The sequence below is a fragment of the Gordonia sp. ABSL11-1 genome, from assembly GCF_030315685.1.
Lineage (GTDB): Bacteria > Actinomycetota > Actinomycetes > Mycobacteriales > Mycobacteriaceae > Gordonia.
Window position 1 is genome coordinate 1 of record NZ_JASXSI010000004.1, and the last position, 21,990, is coordinate 21,990.

The 21,990-nt window shown below is 66.2% G+C and carries 22 protein-coding genes; 11 read left to right on the forward strand and 11 right to left on the reverse strand.

Annotation, left to right across the window (positions count from 1 at the left end; genetic code table 11):
* Positions 1-87 precede the first annotated feature (87 nt).
* Positions 88-249: a hypothetical protein gene (locus QSJ19_RS05515; protein ID WP_286318877.1), complete on the forward strand. Its 162-nt coding sequence runs from the start codon at positions 88-90 to the stop codon at positions 247-249.
* A gap of 102 nt (positions 250-351) precedes the next feature.
* Here the strand turns inward: QSJ19_RS05515 and QSJ19_RS05520 are convergent, their stop codons facing one another.
* The 6 genes from QSJ19_RS05520 to QSJ19_RS05545 all read right to left on the reverse strand — a co-directional run bounded on the left by QSJ19_RS05520 (position 352) and on the right by QSJ19_RS05545 (position 4,496).
* Positions 352-759 (reverse strand): PIN domain-containing protein, encoded by a 408-nt coding sequence (locus tag QSJ19_RS05520; RefSeq protein WP_286318878.1) that lies wholly within the window; start codon positions 757-759, stop codon positions 352-354.
* Positions 756-968, reverse strand: a complete 213-nt coding sequence (locus QSJ19_RS05525; RefSeq protein WP_286318880.1) for a ribbon-helix-helix domain-containing protein — start codon at positions 966-968, stop codon at positions 756-758. The genes QSJ19_RS05520 and QSJ19_RS05525 overlap by 4 nt, the downstream gene beginning before the upstream one ends.
* A 65-nt stretch (positions 969-1,033) precedes the next feature.
* On the reverse strand, positions 1,034-1,333 hold the full coding sequence (locus tag QSJ19_RS05530; protein WP_286318881.1) for a hypothetical protein: 300 nt from the start codon (positions 1,331-1,333) through the stop codon (positions 1,034-1,036).
* Positions 1,334-1,751: 418 nt separating this feature from the next.
* Positions 1,752-2,150: an MFS transporter gene (locus QSJ19_RS05535; protein WP_286319308.1), complete on the reverse strand. Its 399-nt coding sequence runs from the start codon at positions 2,148-2,150 to the stop codon at positions 1,752-1,754.
* Positions 2,151-2,255: 105 nt separating this feature from the next.
* Positions 2,256-3,341: an LLM class flavin-dependent oxidoreductase gene (locus tag QSJ19_RS05540; RefSeq protein ID WP_286318882.1), complete on the reverse strand. Its 1,086-nt coding sequence runs from the start codon at positions 3,339-3,341 to the stop codon at positions 2,256-2,258.
* 42 nt (positions 3,342-3,383) lie between these two features.
* Positions 3,384-4,496: an acyl-CoA dehydrogenase family protein gene (locus QSJ19_RS05545; RefSeq protein WP_286318883.1), complete on the reverse strand. Its 1,113-nt coding sequence runs from the start codon at positions 4,494-4,496 to the stop codon at positions 3,384-3,386.
* A 179-nt stretch (positions 4,497-4,675) separates the two neighbouring features.
* Between QSJ19_RS05545 and QSJ19_RS05550 the strand changes: the two genes are divergently transcribed.
* The 7 genes from QSJ19_RS05550 to QSJ19_RS05580 all read left to right on the forward strand — a co-directional run bounded on the left by QSJ19_RS05550 (position 4,676) and on the right by QSJ19_RS05580 (position 12,763).
* Entirely contained in the window at positions 4,676-5,938 is a 1,263-nt protein-coding gene (locus tag QSJ19_RS05550) for an LLM class flavin-dependent oxidoreductase (RefSeq protein WP_286318885.1), read from the forward strand.
* 9 nt (positions 5,939-5,947) lie between these two features.
* Complete coding sequence (locus tag QSJ19_RS05555; RefSeq protein ID WP_286318886.1) at positions 5,948-6,862, forward strand: LLM class flavin-dependent oxidoreductase; 915 nt, start codon at positions 5,948-5,950, stop codon at positions 6,860-6,862.
* Entirely contained in the window at positions 6,859-8,097 is a 1,239-nt protein-coding gene (locus QSJ19_RS05560; protein ID WP_286318887.1) for an acyl-CoA dehydrogenase family protein, read from the forward strand. The genes QSJ19_RS05555 and QSJ19_RS05560 overlap by 4 nt, the downstream gene beginning before the upstream one ends.
* Positions 8,098-8,158: 61 nt before the next feature.
* Complete coding sequence (locus QSJ19_RS05565; protein WP_286318888.1) at positions 8,159-9,187, forward strand: aldo/keto reductase; 1,029 nt, start codon at positions 8,159-8,161, stop codon at positions 9,185-9,187.
* Between the two features lie 39 nt (positions 9,188-9,226).
* Positions 9,227-10,258, forward strand: a complete 1,032-nt coding sequence (locus QSJ19_RS05570; protein WP_286318889.1) for an aldo/keto reductase — start codon at positions 9,227-9,229, stop codon at positions 10,256-10,258.
* A gap of 1 nt (position 10,259) precedes the next feature.
* A complete protein-coding gene (locus QSJ19_RS05575) occupies positions 10,260-11,348 on the forward strand; it encodes an LLM class flavin-dependent oxidoreductase (RefSeq protein ID WP_286318890.1) in 1,089 nt (362 codons plus the stop codon).
* A 32-nt stretch (positions 11,349-11,380) separates the two neighbouring features.
* Complete coding sequence (locus tag QSJ19_RS05580; protein WP_286318892.1) at positions 11,381-12,763, forward strand: NtaA/DmoA family FMN-dependent monooxygenase; 1,383 nt, start codon at positions 11,381-11,383, stop codon at positions 12,761-12,763.
* Between the two features lie 32 nt (positions 12,764-12,795).
* Here the strand turns inward: QSJ19_RS05580 and QSJ19_RS05585 are convergent, their stop codons facing one another.
* Genes QSJ19_RS05585 through QSJ19_RS05600 form a run of 4 tightly spaced genes read right to left on the reverse strand, consistent with a single transcriptional unit; the run spans position 12,796 to position 18,095 of the window.
* Entirely contained in the window at positions 12,796-14,517 is a 1,722-nt protein-coding gene (locus QSJ19_RS05585; RefSeq protein ID WP_286318894.1) for a dipeptide ABC transporter ATP-binding protein, read from the reverse strand.
* Positions 14,517-15,395 (reverse strand): ABC transporter permease, encoded by an 879-nt coding sequence (locus tag QSJ19_RS05590; RefSeq protein ID WP_286318896.1) that lies wholly within the window; start codon positions 15,393-15,395, stop codon positions 14,517-14,519. The genes QSJ19_RS05585 and QSJ19_RS05590 overlap by 1 nt, the downstream gene beginning before the upstream one ends.
* 4 nt (positions 15,396-15,399) lie before the next feature.
* Complete coding sequence (locus tag QSJ19_RS05595; RefSeq protein WP_286318898.1) at positions 15,400-16,353, reverse strand: ABC transporter permease; 954 nt, start codon at positions 16,351-16,353, stop codon at positions 15,400-15,402.
* 2 nt (positions 16,354-16,355) lie between these two features.
* On the reverse strand, positions 16,356-18,095 hold the full coding sequence (locus tag QSJ19_RS05600; protein ID WP_286318900.1) for an ABC transporter substrate-binding protein: 1,740 nt from the start codon (positions 18,093-18,095) through the stop codon (positions 16,356-16,358).
* Between the two features lie 339 nt (positions 18,096-18,434).
* On the opposite strand from QSJ19_RS05600, the gene QSJ19_RS05605 reads away from it, so the two are divergent.
* On the forward strand, positions 18,435-20,033 hold the full coding sequence (locus QSJ19_RS05605) for an HNH endonuclease signature motif containing protein (RefSeq protein WP_286318901.1): 1,599 nt from the start codon (positions 18,435-18,437) through the stop codon (positions 20,031-20,033).
* Positions 20,034-20,197: 164 nt separating this feature from the next.
* Positions 20,198-20,668, forward strand: coding sequence for a hypothetical protein (locus QSJ19_RS05610; protein ID WP_286318903.1), 471 nt, complete (start codon positions 20,198-20,200; stop codon positions 20,666-20,668).
* 27 nt (positions 20,669-20,695) lie between these two features.
* On the opposite strand, the gene QSJ19_RS05615 is transcribed toward QSJ19_RS05610, so the two are convergent.
* Entirely contained in the window at positions 20,696-21,169 is a 474-nt protein-coding gene (locus tag QSJ19_RS05615; RefSeq protein WP_286318905.1) for a hypothetical protein, read from the reverse strand.
* 415 nt (positions 21,170-21,584) lie between these two features.
* Between QSJ19_RS05615 and QSJ19_RS05620 the strand changes: the two genes are divergently transcribed.
* Positions 21,585-21,950, forward strand: a complete 366-nt coding sequence (locus QSJ19_RS05620) for a PLDc N-terminal domain-containing protein (protein ID WP_286318907.1) — start codon at positions 21,585-21,587, stop codon at positions 21,948-21,950.
* The last annotated feature ends 40 nt before the right edge of the window (positions 21,951-21,990 follow it).

Consider the following 21,990-nt stretch of genomic DNA (forward strand, 5'->3'; position numbering starts at 1 on the left):
ATAAGGCCGGGCACTGCACTACGCTGAGCGCCACGCGGCACCGGCGCCGACCAATCCTGTCCTCCCGTCCCCAGGAGTTGATCTCACATGAAGCGCGCTTTCGCCATCATCGTGTCGACCGTAGGTGCACTGTTCGTCTTCGGCGCGCCACCCGCGTCCGCGATCAGCTGCGAGCCCGTGACCGGTGGGCCCGCGCTTCCCCCGGGCTACCTCTTCTTCGGAAGCCTCGGTTGCGTTCCACAGTTGTGAAGTACACCGGTGTGAAGTACACCGGCTGACGGACTCACCTGAAGACCGCTGCCCTGAGCGGGGGCGAGGGAACACAGCACGACCCGACGCGGCACTCCACACTCAAGGCACGATCGTCGGCGCCGAGCCATCCCCGAGACGCAGGACGCCGAAATGTCGACGGTCGAGCGTCGCGATCACTGTTGTCTGGTACGCGTCCGCCAGGACGATGTTGGACGCGTCAGCAATGCCCACCGGTACATCGGCATACCGATCGACGACAGCCAACGCTGTAGTCAATCGATCGCGCGGCATCGCGGCCAGCTCCCATGCCCCGGAAGCAAGTTCATCGAGCACGATGCGCTCGACGCGGGATCCGTGTCGGGTCAGCACCAGGTAGTCGAGTTCCGCGACGATGTACGGCGACACCACAAGCGGCTCGTCTGCGGCATCGATGACTGCCGCGACCGCACTGTGTTGGGGCTCGGCGGAATCGAAGTATGCCAGGAGGGCGCTGGTATCGACGATCACTCGCCGAACCCTTCGAGAAGCTCGTCAGCCCGGTCGGCGATCGGCTCTCGACCGGCAAACAATGCACCCCGCGGCCGAGGAGCGCTGCCGCTCAATGCTTGACGAAGTGCTTCTCGGACGACCTCGGCCTCAGACACAGACCGTCGACGCGCTTCGACCTCGATCGCTCGTTTGAGGTCATCCGGAAGGTACAACGTCGTCTTTGCCATGCCACGTATGGTACCACCGGTGGCATTCTCCGCCGGTGAACGTTCGTTCCGCCTACCCCGCCGGCTCACCCCTCCGCGGTGACCGTCGACATCGGGATCAGCGCGACCGCCCCCACGAGCGCCACGGTGTCCCCGATCACCAGGAACCGCCAGTCTCCGAGCCACGCAGCGAACAGCGGCGCCCCGGCACGCGCGAGCGCCATCGGCACGGTGATCGCTGCCAAGACACTCGCGAAGTGCACGACGCCGAAGTGGTCGGCGACGATCGACGGCCGCGCGATCACCCCGACGCCCTGCCCGAAACCCACCGCCGCGACGCAGAGCAGGGTGAGCGGGATGGACAGTCCGACGGTGGGAAGCAGCAACAGCCCGATGCCCTGGACAGCAAACCGCGACAGCCGCGATCGGCGCCAGCCGAAACCGGCGGCCCACCGTTGTCAGTGCGAGTCGTGTCAGGATCTGCAGCACTCCGACGGCAACCGGCATGGCGGTCGCCACCGCCATCGGATGCCCCACGTCCAGCAGATAGATCACGATGAGAAGGAGAAACACCGAGACCGACGCGGCCTGCACGACGAACGCCACCAGCACCAACCAGAACCGACGCTGCCGAAGTGCGGCGCCGATCGGCACGCCGACCCGCTGCTGCACTCTGCTGAGATGCACTCTGCTGAGATGCACTCGGCGCGAGGGTATGGCCAGCACGTGTCCGGGAACGGCGGTCACCGCGAAGACGGCGCCCTGGATCACCAGCGCTGTTGGCCAGCCGAATTCGGTGTTCAGTCACCCGAGAACCGGATACACCACATAGGTGCCGAGGCCGGCGATCATCGTGACCGTCAGAATGGTCCGATCACGATGTTCGGCCTCCGCGGCAACAACGATCACGGCGAACGCCGCCTCATAGGTGGACATCGCGATCGACAGTCCGATCGCAGCGAAACAGATGTACAGCTGCGACACCGACGTGAGCAGCGAGCACAACAGCACGGCCGCGGCCCCGATGGCGGATCCCGACGCCATCACCGCGCGTCCACCATGCCGATCCAGCAGACGGCCGACCGGGAACGCTGCCAGCGCACCCATCAGGGTGGACACCGTCGACGCCGCGGTCACCGCGGTTCGGGTAACGCCCAGGTCGTCGGCGATGGGGTCAAGGATCACCGGCAGGATCTGGATCATCGCCACGTAGGCACTGGTGTTTGCTGATCGCGAATACGGCGACGAGCAGCCGTCGAATGACGTGGTGTGTGACTTCCGTTGTGGCGGTGCGACAGACCTCCGCCGTCATCCGCGCAACAGTGGCAGGAGCTGATCACCCTGTCGTTCGATCTCCCGCAGGTACGGGGTGTCCGAGAGGACGAAATGGGTGATGCCGAGATCCTCGTACTTACGGAGCGATTTCGCCACGTCCTCGGCGGACCCGACGAGCCACGTGGTTCCCGCGCCGCCTCCGCCGTAGCGACCCGGGGTGGTGTAGAGGTTGTCGTCGAGCACCTCTCCTCTGGCGGCGAGATCGAGGAGGCGCTGCTGTCCGACGGCCGCCCGTCGATGCGGATTCTCCGGTACCGGACCATGCTCGCCGGCCACGGCCGACTGTTGAGCCGACATGTCGGCGACCTTGGCTTCTGCATCGCGCCATGCCTCGTCGGTCGTGTCACGGACAAAGGTCGTGACCCGCAGCCCGAACTCGAGTGGGCGGTGCTGTCGATCGACGCTCTCGCTCAACGTCTTCAGTCGGTCGATCCGTTCAGCGACGCCGTCCAGAGGCTCTCCCCAGAACAGCTGCACATCCGCCTCGGCAGCCGCTACTCGTTCCGCGGCCGTGGATGCACCCCCGAAATACAGCGTCGGGTGCGTCCGTCCGTCATGGACATCGATGCGCGGCACCACCGTCGAGTTCTCCACGCGGAAATGCTCACCGTGGAAGGTGACGTTCTCCTCGGTCCACAGACGACGAACCAGCTGCAGGAACTCGCTGGTGCGGACGTACCGATCAGCCTGGTCACCGTCCGAGTCACCGTAGGCGGCCAGATCGTCCTTGCCCGAGACGATGTTGACGCGAACGCGGCCTCCGGTCAGATGATCCAGCGTCGCTGCCGCCGTGGCGAAGTTCGCGGGCCGCCAATAGCCCGGCCGGACCGCGATCAGCGGTTCGAACGTCGTCGTGCGCGCTGCCAGTGCCGAGGCGACGGTGAAGGTGTCCGGCCGGCCCCATCCCGTGCCGATCAGTGCCCCGGTCCATCCGCTGTCCTCCACAGCAACTGCCTGACGGGTCAGCGTGTCGAGGCTGTTGTGGTTCGCCACCGTGTCGTCGCCGCGATGTCCAGGGTTGATCTGATTCGGTATGTACCAGAGGAATTCGGAACTCATGGGTCTTTCCGGGTCGAGGGTGGGTCAATGCCGTGCTCGCGGTCAGCGGGCGAGGGCGGCGAGTTGTGCGGACCGCACGCCGACGCTTTGTCCTTGCACGAGGACGAACAGCGCTGATCGTGCGTGCAGTTGAGCGGTGTCATCCGAACCGATGCCACGTCCGGACCGCGCGACGAGAAGAGCGCGCGTGATCGTCGTCAACGCCTCACCGGAGGCCACCTTGACGGCCAAGCGTTCGTCGAGGCGATGACGGCCGTCGCCTGCAGCTTTCGCCTCGTCGGCGAGTCCATAGGCCTCGGCACGGATCAACCCGATCCGCGGGCGCCACACTTCGGCGACCCGCCGCGCTCCGGGGTGGTCGGCCGCCTCCAGCTCCGCGAGCACGGTCTGCGCGAGGCCGAAATGTTGTGCGCGGGCATCACTCGCTGTGTCGAGATCTTCGATCCGCCACTCGGCCAACGACTGGATCGTGAGCACCTCGTCCTCCGGGACGTACACGCGGTCAAGCGTCACTCGTTCGGTGCGGCTTCCGGCGACGGCAGAGAGATCCAGGTGCGTCGAGCGGGTCCAAGCGCCCACCGGCACGAGCGCGGTGATCACCCGCTCGGTCGACGACTCGACGGCGGACACCACGAGGGCCGAGTTCAATCCCCAACCGCTGACCCACGAGATGGTTCCTGCGAACTCCCACCCGCCCGAATGTCTTCTTGCTCTGATGAAGTGGTCGGGAAACCTGCGGACGTCACTGACCGCCGCGCCGACGAGCACTCGTCCGTGCACGACATCGTCACCGATTGACGACAGCACACGGCCTTTTCTCTGCTCTGCGAGCAATCGACCCACCATCGGGGCGTGCTGAGCCCACACCAACCAGGTGTTGAAGCATGCGCCCGAAATGATCTCGTGGATCCGGCGGTCTGGGTTGCGCCCGAGTGCAGCGCCTCCGTGATCCGCCGGAGCCTGGTGATTGAGAAGGCCGAGCACCGACAGCTCGTCGATTCGTTCCGGTGTGACGCCGTCGCTGTCGGTACGCAGCGCGGCCGGCCGCAGCACGGAGTCCGCATAATTCCGCACCCGAGCCACCACCGGATGGGCGTCGGCAGCGGTCACCTCATCGGCCGCGTGTGCCACGTCGACTGGGGAGTCAACGGTCATCGAGTCGGATGTCCTCTCTCTGATGACGTCGTCAGGCGTCATGACCGGCGGTGGGAAGTCACGCAAGTGATCGGTACTGCCCCGGGTAAAGCTACTGAGCGACAGCGCCAATGGCCTTCTTGTGTTCACGGTGAACCGAAACGGTGACGCGCCGGACGCACCCTGCTTCACTGTGCCAAGTGTCCGCACCCAGGAACGGCGCCGAGCCGCCACAGCTCCACCTCAACGTCAACATCCTCAATGCCGGGGTCTTCGGTGGTTCATGGCGTCTGCCCGGCACCGATGGCCTGGCGAGCTACTCGGTCGACCACTACACGTCGATCGCGCAGAAGGCCGAGCAGGCATCGCTCGACGCCGTGTTCCTCGCGGACGGTCCGGTGCTGGACCCGAGCGTGCGCCATCGTCCCGGCAACAATCTCGAGCCGACGACGGTGCTCGCCCGCATTGCGGCGCAGACCGACCACATCGGACTGATCGGCACGCTGTCGTCGTCCTACAACGATCCCGACGAACTGGCCCGGCGTCTGGGCGATCTCGACCATGTGAGCGGCGGCCGATTCGGTTGGAATGTGGTCACCACGGCGGGCCCCGTGGCGGCACGCAACTTCGGTCGGAACGGCGAGCCCGACCACGGACTTCGCTACCGTCGAGCGGCGGCAGTGGTCGAACGAGTCGTCGCGTCCTGGGATGAACGGACCCAAGCCGTGTCCCCGCAGGGCCGGCCGGTCGTGGTCCAGGCCGGCGGCTCGAGCGACGGGAAGAGGCTGGCCGCCCGTGTCGGCGAAGTCATCTTCTCCGCCGAGCAGGACATCGACAAGGCTCGATCCTTCCGCACCGAATTGAGAAGCGGTGCAGCATCATTTGGACGCGATCCCGATGAGATCGTGGTACTGCCCGGCCTGTCGACCGTACTGGGAAGCACCGAGGCCGAGGCACGTGCCCGTCGGGAGCTCCTCGACGAACTGTTGCCCGACGCCTACGCGCGCGGGCGATTGGCGGGACAGCTCGGATTTCCGCTCGACGATCTCGACGATGACGCGCCCATCCCGCCTGGTCTCCTCCGCGAGCCGGACGAGGCCGGCGGTTCCCAGACCTTCTACCGTGTCGTCCGCGACATCATCGCCCGCGAGAACCCCACCCTGCGTCAGCTTCTCAAGACACTGTCCGGCGGGGGTGGGCACCGGATCGTCGTGGGCACACCAGAGCAAGTCGCCGACGACATCGAACGATGGTTCACCCACGGCGCCGCCGACGGTTTCAACGTGATGCCCGACGTCCTCCCCTCCGGATTCGACGACTTCGCCGATCACCTCATCCCCGAACTGCAGCGACGCGGCCTGTTCCGCACCGAGTACAGCGGTTCGACGTTGCGACATCACCTCGGACTCGGTCTCCCGGCTGTTCGCGGCTCGGCCGATCAACCACTCGTGAGCGCACGGTAAGAGGATGAGATGAGTGTGTTCATCGAGATCGCCGTCGGCGAGTTGCCGGGTCAGGTGTCACTGGACGCGGCCGCCGCGATCGCGCGCGCCGCGGAGGACGCCGGCGCAGCCGGATTGGTGATCCGGGACTCGGTCGACGGCGTACGCGGCACCGACCCGTCTGTCGTGGGTTCCTACCTCGCCGGACGTCATGCCGCCCTGGCGTTCGTCGTCGAGGCGCCGACGACTCACAACGCGCCGTACAACCTGGCGCGGCGTGTGCTCTCGTTCGACCGCGCGACCGGCGGGCGGGTGGGCGTCCTTCTCCGGCCCGGGGACGGCGACGAGGTCACCGATGTGGCCAATGCTCCCCCGCACGAATCGCTGGCGGAATCGGATCGTTGGGTCGAGTACGTCCGCATTCTGAACGGTCTGTGGGAATCGTTCCCGGCAAGCGCATTACGCGGAGACCAGGGAAACGCGGTCGTTGCCGACGACACGCACATCCGCCCGATCGACCACGACGGCGACTTCTACCGGGTGGCCGGCCCACTCGACGGTCCGTCGTCCCCGCAGGGCAGACCGGCGGTACTCGCCAACGATCCATCGGCGCTCGGCTGGGACCGGGTTGCCCGGTATGCCGACGCAGTGATCGTGGACGAGGAACAGGTCTCGACCGCCGATCTGGAGTTGGCCGCTGCCGCCGAGCGAGCAGACCGCCGACGTGACGACATCGCCTTGCTGGCGCGAACGTCGTCGCCTGCGTCGACCCGCGATTCCGCACCCGTTCATGCCACCGATGGAGTGACACTGCTCGTTACCGAATTCGACGACACGACAGCCGACCTCATTCGAGCAGCCACCGACCGCTACCCGCACACCCCGGACAGCGTGACGTTACGAGCCCTTCTCGGACTGCGCGAGATCGCGGGAGCGACGCGATGACGACCACCGACATCGGCGACACGGCGCAAGATCTCAATCATGTGGGCGTGAGGGGTCCCGCTCTCACCGTCGACGGTATCCGCGCGGAGATCGCACCGGTACTGTCGCGGATCGGTGCGAGCGCCCGCGACCGCGAGCACAGCCGCGACTACGCTTTCGGCGACGTCCGTGCACTGGCCGATGCCGGGATCGCACTCACCGGCATCGCTCTACGCGAGGGCGGTGCGGGAGGCACCGTCCGTGACGTCACCGACGTGATCATCGAGGTTGCCCGCGCGGACTCGAATGTGGCGCAGGCACTCCGCGGTACCTTCTTGTTGGCCAACCAGATCGCGGGACGCGAGGACATCCCGCTGCGGTCGATCAACCTCGCCCGATTGCGCGCACGGGCGCTGTTCGCCGGAACCGGCAACGAACGCAACGGCGGAGCCGGCGGCAGCGTGACCACCACGGCCCGTCGCGTCGACGGCGGCTACCTGATCGCCGGCCGCAAGTACTATTCCACCGGCGGCCTGTACGCGTCCTACTTCTCCGGTTCTGCCGTGACCGAGGACGGCACCAACATCGGCTTCACCGTGCCCACCGACCGCGCCGGGGTCACCCGGCTCGATGACTTCGATGCCGTCGGGCAGCGTCTGACGCAGAGTGGCTCCACCGTGCTCGACTCCGTCCGTGTCACCGACGACGAAGTCGTGGTCGTCGATGAATCGACACCTGACAATCCCTGGCTCGGTTCATTCGCGCAGCTGTATCTTGCGGCAGTGCAAGCGGGAATCGCCGCCCGCGCCCTCGACGACGCCATCTGGTTCGTGCGCGAACATGCCCGCCCGATCAAGCACAGCACCGCCACCACCAGCGCCGACGACCCATATGTGCGTCACACAGTCGGTGAGATCGCCGCCCGCGCACAGGCTGCACGAGCAGTCGTCCTCATCGGTGCCGAATCGCTGCAATCGGTGCGCGGGCTCACCGGCGACGCCGCCAGGGCTGCGGGCGCGGAATCCGCTGTGACCGTCGCACAGGCCGGCGTCGTCGCAATCGAATCGGCGCTGCAGGCCACTCAACTCGTCTTCGACGTGGGAGGTGGATCGATCACCAACCGGGAGTACGGGTTCGATCGTCACTGGCGCAACTCGCGGACCGCAGCAAATCACAATCCGCGGCAATGGAAGGCGGCCGTCGCGGGCGCCTATCACCTGACCGGCGAGGAGCCTCCCACCACCGGCCTGTTCTGATCTCACCTCTCCCGAAACATCGTCGACCGACAACCACCACAGCACAATCGAAAGGACATCGATGACCATCGAGGTCACCCGTTTCCTCGGCCGCACCGGCGTGCCCATCACGCCACTCACCCTCGGCACCATGAACTTCGGGCGTTGGCAGTCCGAGGCGGAGAGCCTGCGCATCATCGACGCCGCACTCGACGCCGGCATCACGTCGATCGACACCGCCGACGTCTACGCGCAGGGCGTCTCCGAGGAGATCGTCGCCAAGGCCATCAGGACCCGACGCGACCGTCTGTTCCTCGCAACCAAGTTCCACGGCCAAATCGGTGACGACCCCCGACAGTCGGGCAACTCGCGCCGCTGGATCACGCAGGCTGTCGAGGACAGCCTCCGACGTCTCGGGACGGACCACCTCGACCTCTATCAGGCACACCGGCCGGATGAGAACACAAGCCTCCTCGAGACGTTGCAGACGCTCAACAGTCTGATCCACCAGGGCAAGATCAGGTACTACGGCACCTCGGTGTTCCCCGCCCACCTCCAGGTCGAAGCACACTGGCTCGCGGAGAAGTACGGGCTGATCGCGCCCCACACCGAACAGCTCCCCTACTCACTGCTGGTCCGCGGGGCCGAACGCGAGGTGTTCCCCGTCGTCCAGAAGTACGGCGTGGGCGTCCTGTCCTACGGCCCGCTCGCCGCGGGCTGGCTGTCCGGCAGGTACCGTGTCGGCGGCGAGCAGCCCGAATCGGCTCGCGCCAAACTCATCCCGGGTCGATTCGATGTCACCGCGGAACGCAACCAGCGCAAGTTGGCCGCCGCTGATGCGTTGGCCCACCTGGCCGAGGACAACGGGCTGACCCTGGTCGAACTCTCGATCGCCTTCGCGCTCAACCACCCGGCGATCAGCAGCGTCATCATCGGGCCGCGCACCCAGGAACACCTGGAGGCGTACCTGAAGGCGGCGACCGTCGACCTGCCCGACACCGTGCTCGACCGGATCGACGAGATCGTCGACCCGGGGACTCATTTCCTCGAACGCGATACCGGTCGCGACACCCCATCCCTGCAACCAGCTGCCCTGCGCCGTTCGCGCTGAGTCCATCTGAACCCTGACCCGCCCCGAGAGGACACCACGATGAGTCACGGACCCGTCGAACAGACATTTGCCGCCGACGACACCCGCTACGAGAAGATCCCCTACCGCCGAGCCGGGCGGTCAGGTCTCGATCTCCCCGCGTTCTCGTTCGGCCTCTGGCAGAAGTTCGGTACCGACTACTCCTTCGAGACGCAGCGCGAGATCATCCTGCACGCCTTCGATCTCGGTATCACCCATTTCGACAACGCCGACCGTTACGGACCACCGCACCGGGCGGCGCAGCAGACCTTTGGGCGGGTGCTGGCCAAAGATCTCGCACCGTATCGCGACGAGATCATCCTCTCCACCAAGGCCGGCAACGCCATCGGTGCGAGTCCGTACCTCAAGGGCGGGTCACGCAAGTCGCTGCTGACGTCTCTCGACCACAGTCTGCGGGACCTGGGCACCGACTATGTCGACATCTTCTACAGTCACAGCCCGGATCTCTCGACACCACTCGAGGAGACCGTCGGTGCCCTGGTGTCGGCGGTCGAGCAGGGCAAGGCCCTGTACGTCGGCATCTCCAACTATCTGCCGGATCGAGCGCATGAGGCCGCCGTCCTGTTGCGTGACGCCGGCGTCCCGCTGCTCGTCCATCAGCCGCGCTACTCGATCTTCGATCGCCGGGTGGAGCAGAACGGGTTGCTGGAGTTGGCAGCCGACGACGGATTCGGCCTCGTCGTCTACTCGCCCCTCGCACAGGGGCTGCTCACCAACAAGTATCTGGAGTCGATCCCCGACGACGCCCGCGCGGTGAACAGTACGTTCCTGACCCCCGACGTCATCGACGAGACGTACCGTCGGCGTACGGCCGAGCTGAACAAACTCGCCGAGGCCCGCGGCCAGTCGCTGGCCCAGCTTGCGCTGCAATGGGTTCTGCGGCGTCCGGAGGTGACCACGGCGTTGGTCGGCGCCAGCTCCACCTGGCAGCTCGACCACAACGTGACGGCGCTCGACTTCCCGGAACTCACGGACGAGGAACTCGCCCTCATCGACGAGCATGGTGTGCACGGCACCGGCCTGAATCTCTGACATGGTCGGCATCGACGCGCCGGTCGGGGCGGGTCTGACGGACGGCCGCGCGTTCCGGCTCAACTTCCTGCTCCATCTGGACCGGGACATCCCGCCACGTCAGGCCTACCGCGAGGCGGTCGACCTGTTCGTCGCCGCCGAGGAACTCGGCTATGACTCGGGCTGGGTCATCCAGCGGCACTTCCGGCAGGGCAACGAGCACATCTCGTCGCCGTTGGTGGTGCTCGCCGCGATCGCCGAGCACACGCACCGGATACGCCTCGGCACCGGTGTCCTCGTGCTGCCGCTGGAGGATCCGCTCCGGGTCGCCGAGGACGCCACCTCTCTCGACGAGATCAGCTCTGGTCGGCTCGAATTGGGCATCGGGTCGGGCCCGTTCCCCGGCGCGTGGGAGGCGTTCGGCCGTGACCTCGCGGAACGACATGACCTGTTCGGCCGCTCCCTCGCACGGCTTCACGAGCTGCTCGTCGGTCGTGCGGTCAACAACCTCGGCGAGGTCCTCCATCCTCCGGGAGATGCACTTCGAGAACGGCTTTGGCAGGCGACGACGAGCAATCCGGACCACGCGCACGAGGCGGCCACCGCCGCGGCCATCGCCGGCGACGGACTCCAGCTGTCGCGGGCGACGGCCTGGCAGGGCGGGACCACGCGCGACGCGCAACGTCGGCAGGCGGCGATCATCGAGGCCTACCGCGCGGGCTGGACCGATCCGGGGCGCTCACCCCGGGTCCAGGTGTCGCGGGCGGTATACCCGCACGCAGACCGCGCGCTGGCGCAACAACTCGTGACACCCGGGGTCCGCCGCTGGCAGAGCTGGAGCACCTCCGGTGAGCCGAAGAACGCGCAGACCGTCGACGACTATCTGGCCGCCGACCGCGCGCTGATCGGTCCCGCCGAGGCGTTGGCCGGCGAGCTCATCGCCGATCCCGCACTGCGCCATGCGACGGACCTGCTGGTGAGTTTCGTGCCGGGCGTCCCCGACCACGACGAGCATCTCCGGCTGTTGGAGAGCACCGCGCGTGAGCTCGCACCCCTGCTCGGCTGGCGTCCGCCCGCGGATTCGCCTGTGCACTCGCCTGTTCCGTCCTGACCCCTGCTGCTCTCACCCTCCCGGAGACGACGATGTCAACGTTGCACCTCAACCTGTCACTGATGACGCCGGGCCACTTCCGGCATGCGTGGCGATTGCCGCACGCCGATCCGGCCGCCTACCTCGACATCGACCATTTCCAGCGGCTCGCCCGAGTCGCCGAGCGCGCGTCGATCGATGCGGTGTTCCTCGGCGACGGACCCGCGCTGCGCGGAGAGATCGAGGAGGCGCCGGGCACCGGGATCGATCCCCTGGTGCTGCTCGGCAATCTCTCCGCCATCACCGAGAAGCTCGGTGTGATCGTCACCAGCTCCACCACCTACAACTCGCCCTATAACCTGGCCCGCCGGTTCCAGGCGCTGGATCACGTCACCAAGGGCAGGGCGGCCGTCAACATCGTCACCACCGGAACCCCGGCGGCAGCAGCCAATTACGGGCTGACCGGTCATCCGGACAAGGAGACGCGGTATCGCCGTGCATGGGAGTTCCTGGATGTGGTGACGGGGCTGTGGGATGGGTGGGAGCCGGACTGGCTCGTCGCCGACAAGTCGCGCGGCCGATACGCCGACACAGCGCGGATACACCGGATCGACCATGAGGGCGAGTTCTTCCGTGTCGCCGGGCCTCTCCCGGTGCCGGCCGGACCTCAGGGCCGTCCCGTGCTGGTGCAGGCCGGCGGCTCCGAGGGCGGCCTCCGGCTGGCCGGAGACTTCGCCGATGTGGTGTTCACCGTCGCACAGACCACAGGAAAGGCGATCGCCTTTCGCGACGACATCCGTCAACGAGCCCTCGCGGCGGGTCGTGCGCCGGATGCGGTCAAGATATCGCTCGGGGTGGTCGTCCTGGTGGCCGCCACCGAAGCCGAAGCCCGTCGTCGAGCAGAGGAGCTGTACGCCACGTTGCCGATCGGGCGGCTCACGGCCGAGCTGGTCGCGAATCTCGGTCTCCCCGATGGATCTTTCGGCCCCGACGACCCGATCTCGGCCGACGATCTGCCCGACACCATCCCGACCGGAGCCTTCTCCACCGGATTCAGCGTCTCCACGCGGGCCTTGATCGCCGAACGCCCCAGCACACCACGCGAACTCGTCCAACGGGGCGCCGGCGGTTCCGGTCATCGGTTGCTGATCGGTTCGGCGGAACAGGTCGCCGACGACCTCGAGGCCTGGTTCACCGCGGGCGCAGCCGACGGGTTCACCATCATGCCCGCCGACACTGCCGTGGATTTCGAGAACTTCGCCGACCTCGTCGTCCCGATCCTGCAGCGGCGCGGCCTGTTCCCGTCGCGATACACCGACCCGACCTTGCGCGGCCGGTTGTTCGGCTCCGCGGCTCACTCGGCATCAGACTCGACGACGGCTCGTCCGGTCCGCGACGACGTCGCCGCCGCTGCCGCTGCCGCTGCCGCACGGTGAGTGTCTGACGACCGCTCGCCGCCGGGTCGCCGTCAGTGCGAGTCGGCGCCGGGGATCGCCGCCAGCAGCTGACGGGTGTATGGCTGCGTGGGGTTGTCGAAAACGGCGTCGACAGCCCCCGACTCGACGACGGCACCGTCCTTCATCACCGTGACGTGATCGCCGATCAGTCGGACGACGCCGAGGTCGTGTGTGACGAACACGTAGCTCAGGCCCAATTCGGCCTGCAGATCCACGAGGAGTTGCAGGATCTGCGCCTGCACCGAGACATCCAGTGCGCTGACGGCTTCGTCGAGGATCACGACATCAGGGTTGAGGGCGAGTGCCCGCGCGATGGCCACCCGCTGTCGCTGACCTCCGGAGAGTTCGCGCGGTCGTCGTCGGGCGAAGGAACGATCGAGTGAGACGGCGTCGAGCAACTCGAGGACACGCTGGCTGCGCGCACGCTTGCCGTCTCCGACGCCGAAGGCCGCCAGGGGTTCTGCGATCAGCCGCTCCACGGTGAATCGTGGGTCGAGGGAGGTGTAGGGATTCTGGAAGACGAATTGGAGGTCGCGGCGTAGTTCGCGCCGACGGCGCCGGTCGGCGGAGGTGATGTCGACGTCGCCGACACGGACCGTCCCTGTGTCCGGCTGGAGAAACCCCGCGATGATCCCGGCCAGTGTCGACTTGCCGGCTCCCGATTCGCCGACGATGGCGTGGGTGGTGCCTCGCTTGACGGTGAGCCCGACACCGTCGAGTGCGCGCAAGACACCTCCGGACCGGCCGGTGGTGCGGCGGTACGACTTTGTCAGATTTTCCGCCACCAGCACCGCCGTGGAGGGATCGCCGTCGATCGTGGCGACAGGTCGTGACGGCCGCAGCCGCCCGGAGTGCCGACCGGGTGCTGCAGCGAGCAGCCGACGGGTGTAGTCGTCGGCGGCGTGATCGGCGACGGCTGCGGGCGTCCCGGTCTCGACGATGAGTCCGTCACGCATGACCAGGATGCGGTCGGACCTCTCGAGTGCCACCCCGAGATCATGGGTGACGAACAGGACGCCGATCCCGAGTTCGTGTCCGAGGGTCACCAAGTGGTCGAGGATCGTCTTCTGCACCGTGACATCAAGTGCGCTGGTCGGTTCGTCTGCGACGATGATCTTCGGCTTGCCTGCCAGTGCGATCGCGATGAGAGCGCGTTGTTTCATCCCTCCGCTCAGTTCGTGCGGGTAGGCGTCGAACACCCGCTCGGCGTCGACCAGTCCTGCGGTGCGCAGGCTCACCAGCGCCGACTCCCGCCACCGCGCCTGATGCAGACGTGCCGTCCCGCTGTAGGTCCCCTTAGGCTCGTTGAATCGCACCGCATCGGCGACCTGCTGTCCGATCTTCTTCACCGGATTCAGCGATGTGTTGGGATCCTGCGGGATGAAGCCGACGTAATTACCGCGGACCAGCGTCATACGACGGTCGCTCCATCCGGTGACGTCGACGTCGGAGTACGCGAGGCGTCCGCGGGTCACGCGTGCGTTGGCGGGCAACTGTCCGAGGGCCCCCAGGACGACGGACGTCTTGCCCGAGCCGGATTCACCCACCAGGGAGACGAATTCACCCGGTCCGACGGTCAGATCGACCCCACGCACCGCGGACACCCACGTGCGGCCGGTCTTGTAGTCGATCGCGAGATCGCTGATCGTGAGCAACGGCTCGTCGGCGACGAGCTCATCCGGCAGGATCTGGTCGTCGACGGCGCTCGTGGCGGCGGCCTGTGTCTGTGTCATCAGCTCTGTGCCTTTCTGAACGAGACGCTGATCCGGTGCGTGGCGATGACCACGATCGCGAGCGCGATGCCGGGCATGATCGAGACCCACGGATACTGTGAGATGTAGTCGCGTCCTTCGGCAACCAACAGACCCCATTCGGGCTCCGGCGGTGGCGCACCGTAGCCGAGGAAGCCCAGGCCGGCGACGGCGAGGATAGCCGTGCCGATCTCCAGAGCGGCAAGCGCGAGAACCGAGTTCATCGAATTGGGGACGACGTGGCGGATCACGATGGCCACCCGGCCCACCCCCAATCCCTCGGCGGCGCGGACATAGTCCCGCGACGACACGGTCAGAACCTCGGCGCGCATCACGCGGGCGAACGCCGCGATGGACGAGATACCCACCGCCAGTGCGATGTTGTACGTCGAGTACCCGAGGACCGACACCATCACCATGGCGAGCAGCAGGCTCGGGATCGCCAGTGACACGTCGGCGAGTCGCATCACGACGGTGTCAACCCAACCACGACGGAACCCCGCGATGAGGCCCAGGGCCGTTCCCACGCCGAACGCGATCGCCACCGCCAGCAATGTGGCCGCGATGGTCGTCCGCGCACCGTACACGCTGCGCGCGTAGAGATCCCGTCCGAGCCGGTCGGTGCCGAACCAGTGGTCTGCGCTCGGCGCCAGGAAGCTGGCGTCGGGATTTCCGTCGTAGGGGCTGAAATGGGTGAACAATCCGGGAACCAGGGCCCAGCCGAGCGCGATGAGGACGACGACCCAGGCGAGGGCGAGTACCGGGGTTCGGGCCAGCTCGACCGCCCTGCGCCGGAACTCGTCCGCGACGTCTCGGCCCGAATGTGACCGCGGCACGGTCCCGATCTCGATCGATGTCATCGGATCACGCCTGCCCGGTCGTCGCGACTGCTGCGCGAAGCCGCGGATCGAGAACGGGATACACGAGATCCACGGTCAGATTGATCACGGCGAACGCGACCGCCACGAAGACCACCAACCCCTGGACCAGGGGTACATCGAGGGTGCTGATCGCCGACTGGGTCAGCCTGCCGACACCCGTGCGCGCGAACACCGTCTCGGTGATGACCGACCCGGCGATCAGATTTCCGAAGGTCACGCCCGCGATCGTCAGCGCCGGCAGCCCGGCGTTGCGGAAGACCTCCCGCGACAGGATATGGGAGCGCCCTGCGCCTTTGGCTCGGCTCGTGGTCACGTAACCCGCGTGCAGTTCGGTGCCGAAACTACGGACCAGCAACTGGGCTATCGGACCGGCGACAGGGATCGCGAGCGCAACGAGCGGCAGAACGAGGCTGCGCCAGCCGTCGTCGCCGAACGCCGGAAACCAACCGAGCCGGAATGCGAAGATCTGCAGCAACAGGATTCCTGACAGGAACACCGGCACCGACACCGCAGCCGTGGGCAACGCCTCGACGAGGCCCCGAAGCCACTGGTGGCGTGTCGACGTCGCGACGACCGCGATGACGAAGGCGAGGACGATCGCGAGCAGCAGGGCGCCCAGGGCCAGCACGAGAGTGTGCGGCACCACCTCGGCGATCGAGGCCGTCACCGACTTGCCGGACTGGACCGAGTTGCCGAAGTCGCCCTGCAGAGCGTGCCACAACCGCGACAGGTATTGCCCCACAACGGGTTGATTGAAGCCGTAGTTGTCGCGAACCTGCTCCTTGACCTCCGGCGGGACGGTATTGATGGTCGCCGGGTCGAACAGCAGGTCGACGGGGTCGGCGGGTAGGACGAACAAAAGGATGAAGGTGACGGTGAAGGCGGCCCAGGCGACGAAGACCGCCCGGCCGACCTTCTCCGCGACATACCTACCCACGGTCAGCTTCCCGCACGATTGTCGTCACCGTTGCCCTTCCAGGCATCGACGAACGTGTTGCGGGACTGTGCGTCGAAGATGATGCCATGGACGTTCGGGGAGTGAGCAATCACCTGCGACGGGTTGTACACCGGGTTGACGAGGGCGTACTTGCGGAGCAGCAGATCCTGTGCGGCCTTGGCATACTGGGCGCGCTGCACCGGATCAAGGGTCGTCTCGATCTGGCCGAGCACCCTGGTCACCTCGGCAGGATCGATGCCCGGAGACTCCGGTCCGACATAGGAGCCGTTGCCCAGTTCGGGGCCGTACTGCAGGTTGAGCACGGCGGGATCGTTTCGGGAACGATTGGCCGCGACGATGTTCCAGTCGGTCTTGGCCTTGGCCTGCTGGGCGGTGTAGTCCGGAATCGGGACCACCGTCAATTGCAGATCCACGCCGATCTTCTTCAGGTCCTGCTGGATCGACTCGTAGGCCGGGGTGTTGACCACCAGATTGTTGATGCCCAAGAGCTTCACGGTCAGCCGCTTTCCGTCCTTGACCCGGATACCCCCCGGACCGGGGCGCCAGCCGGCGTCGTCGAGGATCTTCTGCGCCGCTTGCGCGTCGTAACGTGTGACGGACGAGCTGTAGTCGACGTATCCCGGCACGGACGGTTGCAGCACCGAGGTCGCAACCGAGTACGACGGGGTGAGCACGGTCTTCTCCAACGACTGCCGGTTCCAGCCCAATTGGATCGCCTTACGGACGGCGATGTCGTTTGTCGGGAAAAGCTGCGAGTTGAAGTTGAAGAAGATCGACGTTCCCGACACCGGACGGTAGATGATCGGGTAACCCTGGGCTGCCAAGGCCTTCTCGTCGGTGGTGCCGACGTCAAGGGTGGCATCGATGGCACCAGACGTCAGCGAGCCAGTGCGAACGCTGGACTCCGGGATGGACCGGAACACGATCTTGTCAAGGTAGGACTCACCCTTGTGTTCGAGCGCCGGCGGAGCCCAGTTGTAGCCGGCACGACGCACCAGCACCGTCTCCACCTGCGGCGTCCAGCTCTCGTAGACGAACGGTCCCGTGCCGACCACCTTGGTGGCGTCGGCCGATCGCTGCTCGGCCGAGAGTCGCAGCGTGTTCGGCGACAGGAAGCCCGGACCGGCGTTGGCGGTGAACGACACGGCCTGCAGTGCGCTGGCCAACGGACGCTCGAAACGCAGTCGAACGGTCTGGGCATCGACCACGTCGGTACCGACGTAACCGGGGAAGAGGGTCGCACCGTTGGGCGTGATACCCAGTGCCGGATCGCCGTTGATGTACTGGTCGAAGTTCAGCTTGACGGCCTCGGCGTCGAACGGGACCCCGTCGCTGAACGTCACCCCCTTGCGCAGCCTGAACGTGAACTCCGTCAGCTGGGGATTGTGACTCCACGATTCCGCCAGCCACGGCGTCACCTCGCCGGACTTGGGGTCCTGCCAGAGCAGCTTGTCAGTGACGTTCCCGGCGATCAGGGATTCGGCATAATTGGTCCCCCACTGCGGGTCCGGGCTGCGCTGATAGTCGATCAACGCGAAGTTCAGGGTTCCGCCCCGGACGGGTGTGCCATCAGTGCCGGTGCTCGTGTCGTCGGAACCTCCGCTGGTCACCACCACACCGATGACCACGGCGACGATCACCGCGATCGCACCGGTGATCCATGGCCAGCGCCGGCGTTGTGCGGAATCGGACTGCTCGATCGAACTTCGGAGATCAGACATCGGTCACTTTCGGATGATGAAGGGTCGGTGGGAGCAATCCCATGCAGATGCCAGAACGCCTGCGCCGGAATACTCTTGCCTCGGCGTCACATCATCCGGGCGGTGGTCGCCGAATGGCAGCTTTGCGTTCAGCTTGATCTCAAGACGGTCGGCTGACCGCTGACATGAGCGTTACCCGCTCCGCGAACACGTTGCCGCACAATGCTCGACGAAGGGCTCCCAGACGATCTCGGCCTCAGGCATGGGTCGTCGACGCGAAACAATTGACCTTGCGAACTTCGCACAACGGGCCTACTCTCGAATATACGTTCGACTCGCAGATCCGGGGGGTGCAGCGACATGTCGACCGATGTTCCGGTTACCGAGGTTCCCGTCTCCGAGGTGGAGTCGTTGTACCGCCAGCTGCATGACCTGCTCGATCAGATCCAGCAGGTCGACAGCACACCCGCCTCAGATCTCGCCGTCCTCGCCGTGGCCGAAGAGCATGAACGTGCCTACCGCCGGATGAGTAGCATCGGCCACCAGCGGGTCGCCGAGGTGTCCGATCGGGGCATGGTCGGCGAACTCGGCTACCGCACTGTGCGAGACCTGATGGCAGACCGCCTGCGTATCCCGGATGCCAACCGACGTGTGCACCACATGCGCATGATCGCGGCGCTCCGCTCGTTCTCGGGCGAAATCCTCGAACCTCGCTGCCCGAACCTGGCCGAGGCTGTCGCACAGGGCGATTGCGCCCCCGCCCACGTGAACGCCGTTCTCGAGATCCTCAACAAGATCCCACAGGCCGTGCCGGCAGACGTCAAGCAGACGGCAGAGAAGTTCATGGCCGACTTCGCGCGGCAGCTGTCGCCGAAGCAGATCACACAGGTCGGTACCCACCTGCTCGCACGCGTCGATCCCGACGGTTCGTTGACCGCCGACGTCGACCGCAAACGTCGTCGCGGCCTGACCACGGGTGAGCAGGACGCCCAGTCCATGAGCACCGTGACCGGCACGCTCGACCCCACTGCCCGAGCGATGCTCGAGGTGCTGCTCGCCGTGTGGGGCGCGCCCGGCATGAACAACCCGGACGACGACGAGTCGCCGAAGGGCGCCGAGGACACCGCCGACGTGGAAAGGCTGAAAGAAGCTGCGGGCAGGGATAACCGGACGCAGAGTCAGCGCAATCATGACGCGTTGAAGGCCTTGCTCAAGGCGGTGCTCGACGGCGGCGTGCTCGGCAAAAGCCACCGCGGCCTACCGCCGCATCTGATCGTCAAGATCAGCGAGTCCGATCTGCACGATCGTGCCGGCCTCGGTATGACCGCGACCGGTACCCACCTGCCGATCACCGATGTGCTCGAGATCGCCGCCGAGGCGCACTGGCATCTCGCGGTGTTCAAGGATCACTCGGCACAGGCCCTCTACCTCGGAACCGCCAAACGCCTTGCCAACCAGGCACAACGCCTCATGCACTTCGCGCAACCCGGCGGCGGCGGATGCTCTGCACCGGGATGCACTCAACCGAGCACTCACGTGGAAATCCATCACGCCGAGAAGGATTGGGCCAAGGGAGGGCGCACCAACATCGACGAAACCGCACCGGCCTGCCCACCCCACAACAGGATGGTCGGACCCGAACCGGGCCAGTGGAGCACCCGCATCATCCGGGAGGGCCCCGATACCGGCCGGGCCGGATGGACGATCAACCCGGCCAGCGGACCACCACCGTCGCCGCGGGTCAACCGTGCACACGAAGTCGACGAACTGTGGGAGCAGTATCGGCGCCGACGGTCGATCAGTGATGCACCGCAGCCTGTTTCACCGACGCCGCGCACGGTCGACCGGATCGTCGCCTCGCCGCAGAAGTCCGCGATCCGTCTCCATCGGAGTCGAAAGATGACGACTCGGAGGGTTGGACGGCGACCGCTGGAGCGCATCGGCACGTCGCGGCGGTAGTGCGCGGGAACCCGTCCCCCGATCGGTGGACACGATGGTCACCTGGCTGATCCCCCATCCGGGGAGTTCCGGTTAACCGCACATGCGAGCACCGTGATGGGTGAGAGGTCGGACACGAGGCCCGACTCCCGACTCCCGAATCCCGAATCCCGAGGGAGATCGTCATGAACACCAGCACAATCGGCCACCGCACCGTTCTGGCCCTGCTCACCGGCGTCGCCGGCGTGGGTGTCGCTGCCGCGGCCATCGTCGGCGCCGGATCTGCCCATGCAGGCACCATGCCGATGGGAACACCGTCCATCGCGATGACCATCACCAATCACTCCGGCACCGATGAGTTCATGCTCAATGACCTCACCAGCAGCAGTGGCAGTTGGATGAACGCGCCACAGCCGTTCCTCGCACCCGGAGCCAGCGAAACTGTCGTCGCCATCGGGACCACGCCCGGACAGCTCAGTGCCGCAGTGCAGTATCGTATGGGCGACTCCGGACCCGACGTGCGCTACGTGGTCAATGATTTCGCTGGAGTCAACGCCTTTCAGTGGGTGTGGGGTCCCCAAGCATCCCAGTACCCGATCAGCCATACCATCGACAGCGGAAACCCCTACATCAACACCACTTTCGACCAGTGGTGAACTCTCCCATCTCCACCAGCCCTCGATCTACTCAGCCGTGTACTCGGCCGTGCAGTCGAGGTTGGAGGTCCATCCGTTGGCGGCCGTATTACTCACTGCGGCAACGACAGTGATTCGACCCGATCCGACCTGCTGGGTGGGCAGGGTGATGGTGGTGCGGCCACGGTCGATCTCGGCGACGGTGTTGCTGTCCCAGCCACCACCCGTGCGTCCGGTATCGAGGTTGGCCCACGTGACAGAAGCCTGCTGCTTGTAAGGGACCAACGCCTTCGAGACTGTATGGAAGGCAAACGTCGTGGCACCGGCGCCGGCCGACTCGACACTGACCATGCTGTATTCGGCACGCATGGGATGCATCGGGTCCGGATAGGTGATCGAGCACAGCGGCGTGCTCGCCGGCGCAGCGCCCGCCTCACCTGATGCCGTGGTGCTCGCCACGCCGCCACCGAAGGCAACCAACGCTGCGGCAGAGAGTGTGGCGACCGGTCGTGGATTTCTCATCTATGTGTCACCCTTTCACGAGTCGTGCCTACGCACTGTGCAGAGGTCTCGCGGACTCAGATGTCGCCGTGGGCATCTGAGTCCGCACACGTGGCAGCAGCAGTCGTCGCGGAGTCTCTGCGGTGACCTTCGCTGTCACATAAGGACTATCGCGGGGACTCTCGGCGATCGTTACCCTCGCTAATCACAATCGTCCGACCGAGTGACTCGGACCGCAGATGTCCGTACCGGCGTGGCGACACCCCGCGGACGCTCCAACCGTCGATCGGCACCTCCTGCCCCGCGGGATGACATGGCCCGAGCTGCCCGTCGATCGATCGAATTCTCGATGATGCACGAGCATTGTCAGCGTGCACGCGCTACGGTTTGCCGAGCCCGCACGTAACGCGGGCGCCGACGTGGGAGATCAATCGACATGCCATACCTGGGCCTGCTGTATCTGGTGATCCTGGTCATCACCTTGATCGACATCATCAACACCGACGACGCCCTCATCCGGGGGATGCCGAAGATCGCGTGGGTGCTACTGGTCGTCGTCCTCCCGTTGATCGGCGCGCTGCTGTGGCTCGCGTTCGGTCGCCCCACCGGCGAGGAACGTCGGCAACCCGCATCCGGCGCGGCATCGGCGTACCCCGAATATGACCGCCCCGGCCGGTTCATCCCGGCCGACCCCGAGGCAGATCGCGAGTTCCTTCAGCAATTGCGTGATCGTGCCGAAAAACAGCGCCAAGCTGCGCGCGAACAACAGCGCCGCACCGATGAACCCGAATCCGGACCCTGACGTCGTTGTCGGACCTCGTCACCGATCCTGCCCGAGGCTG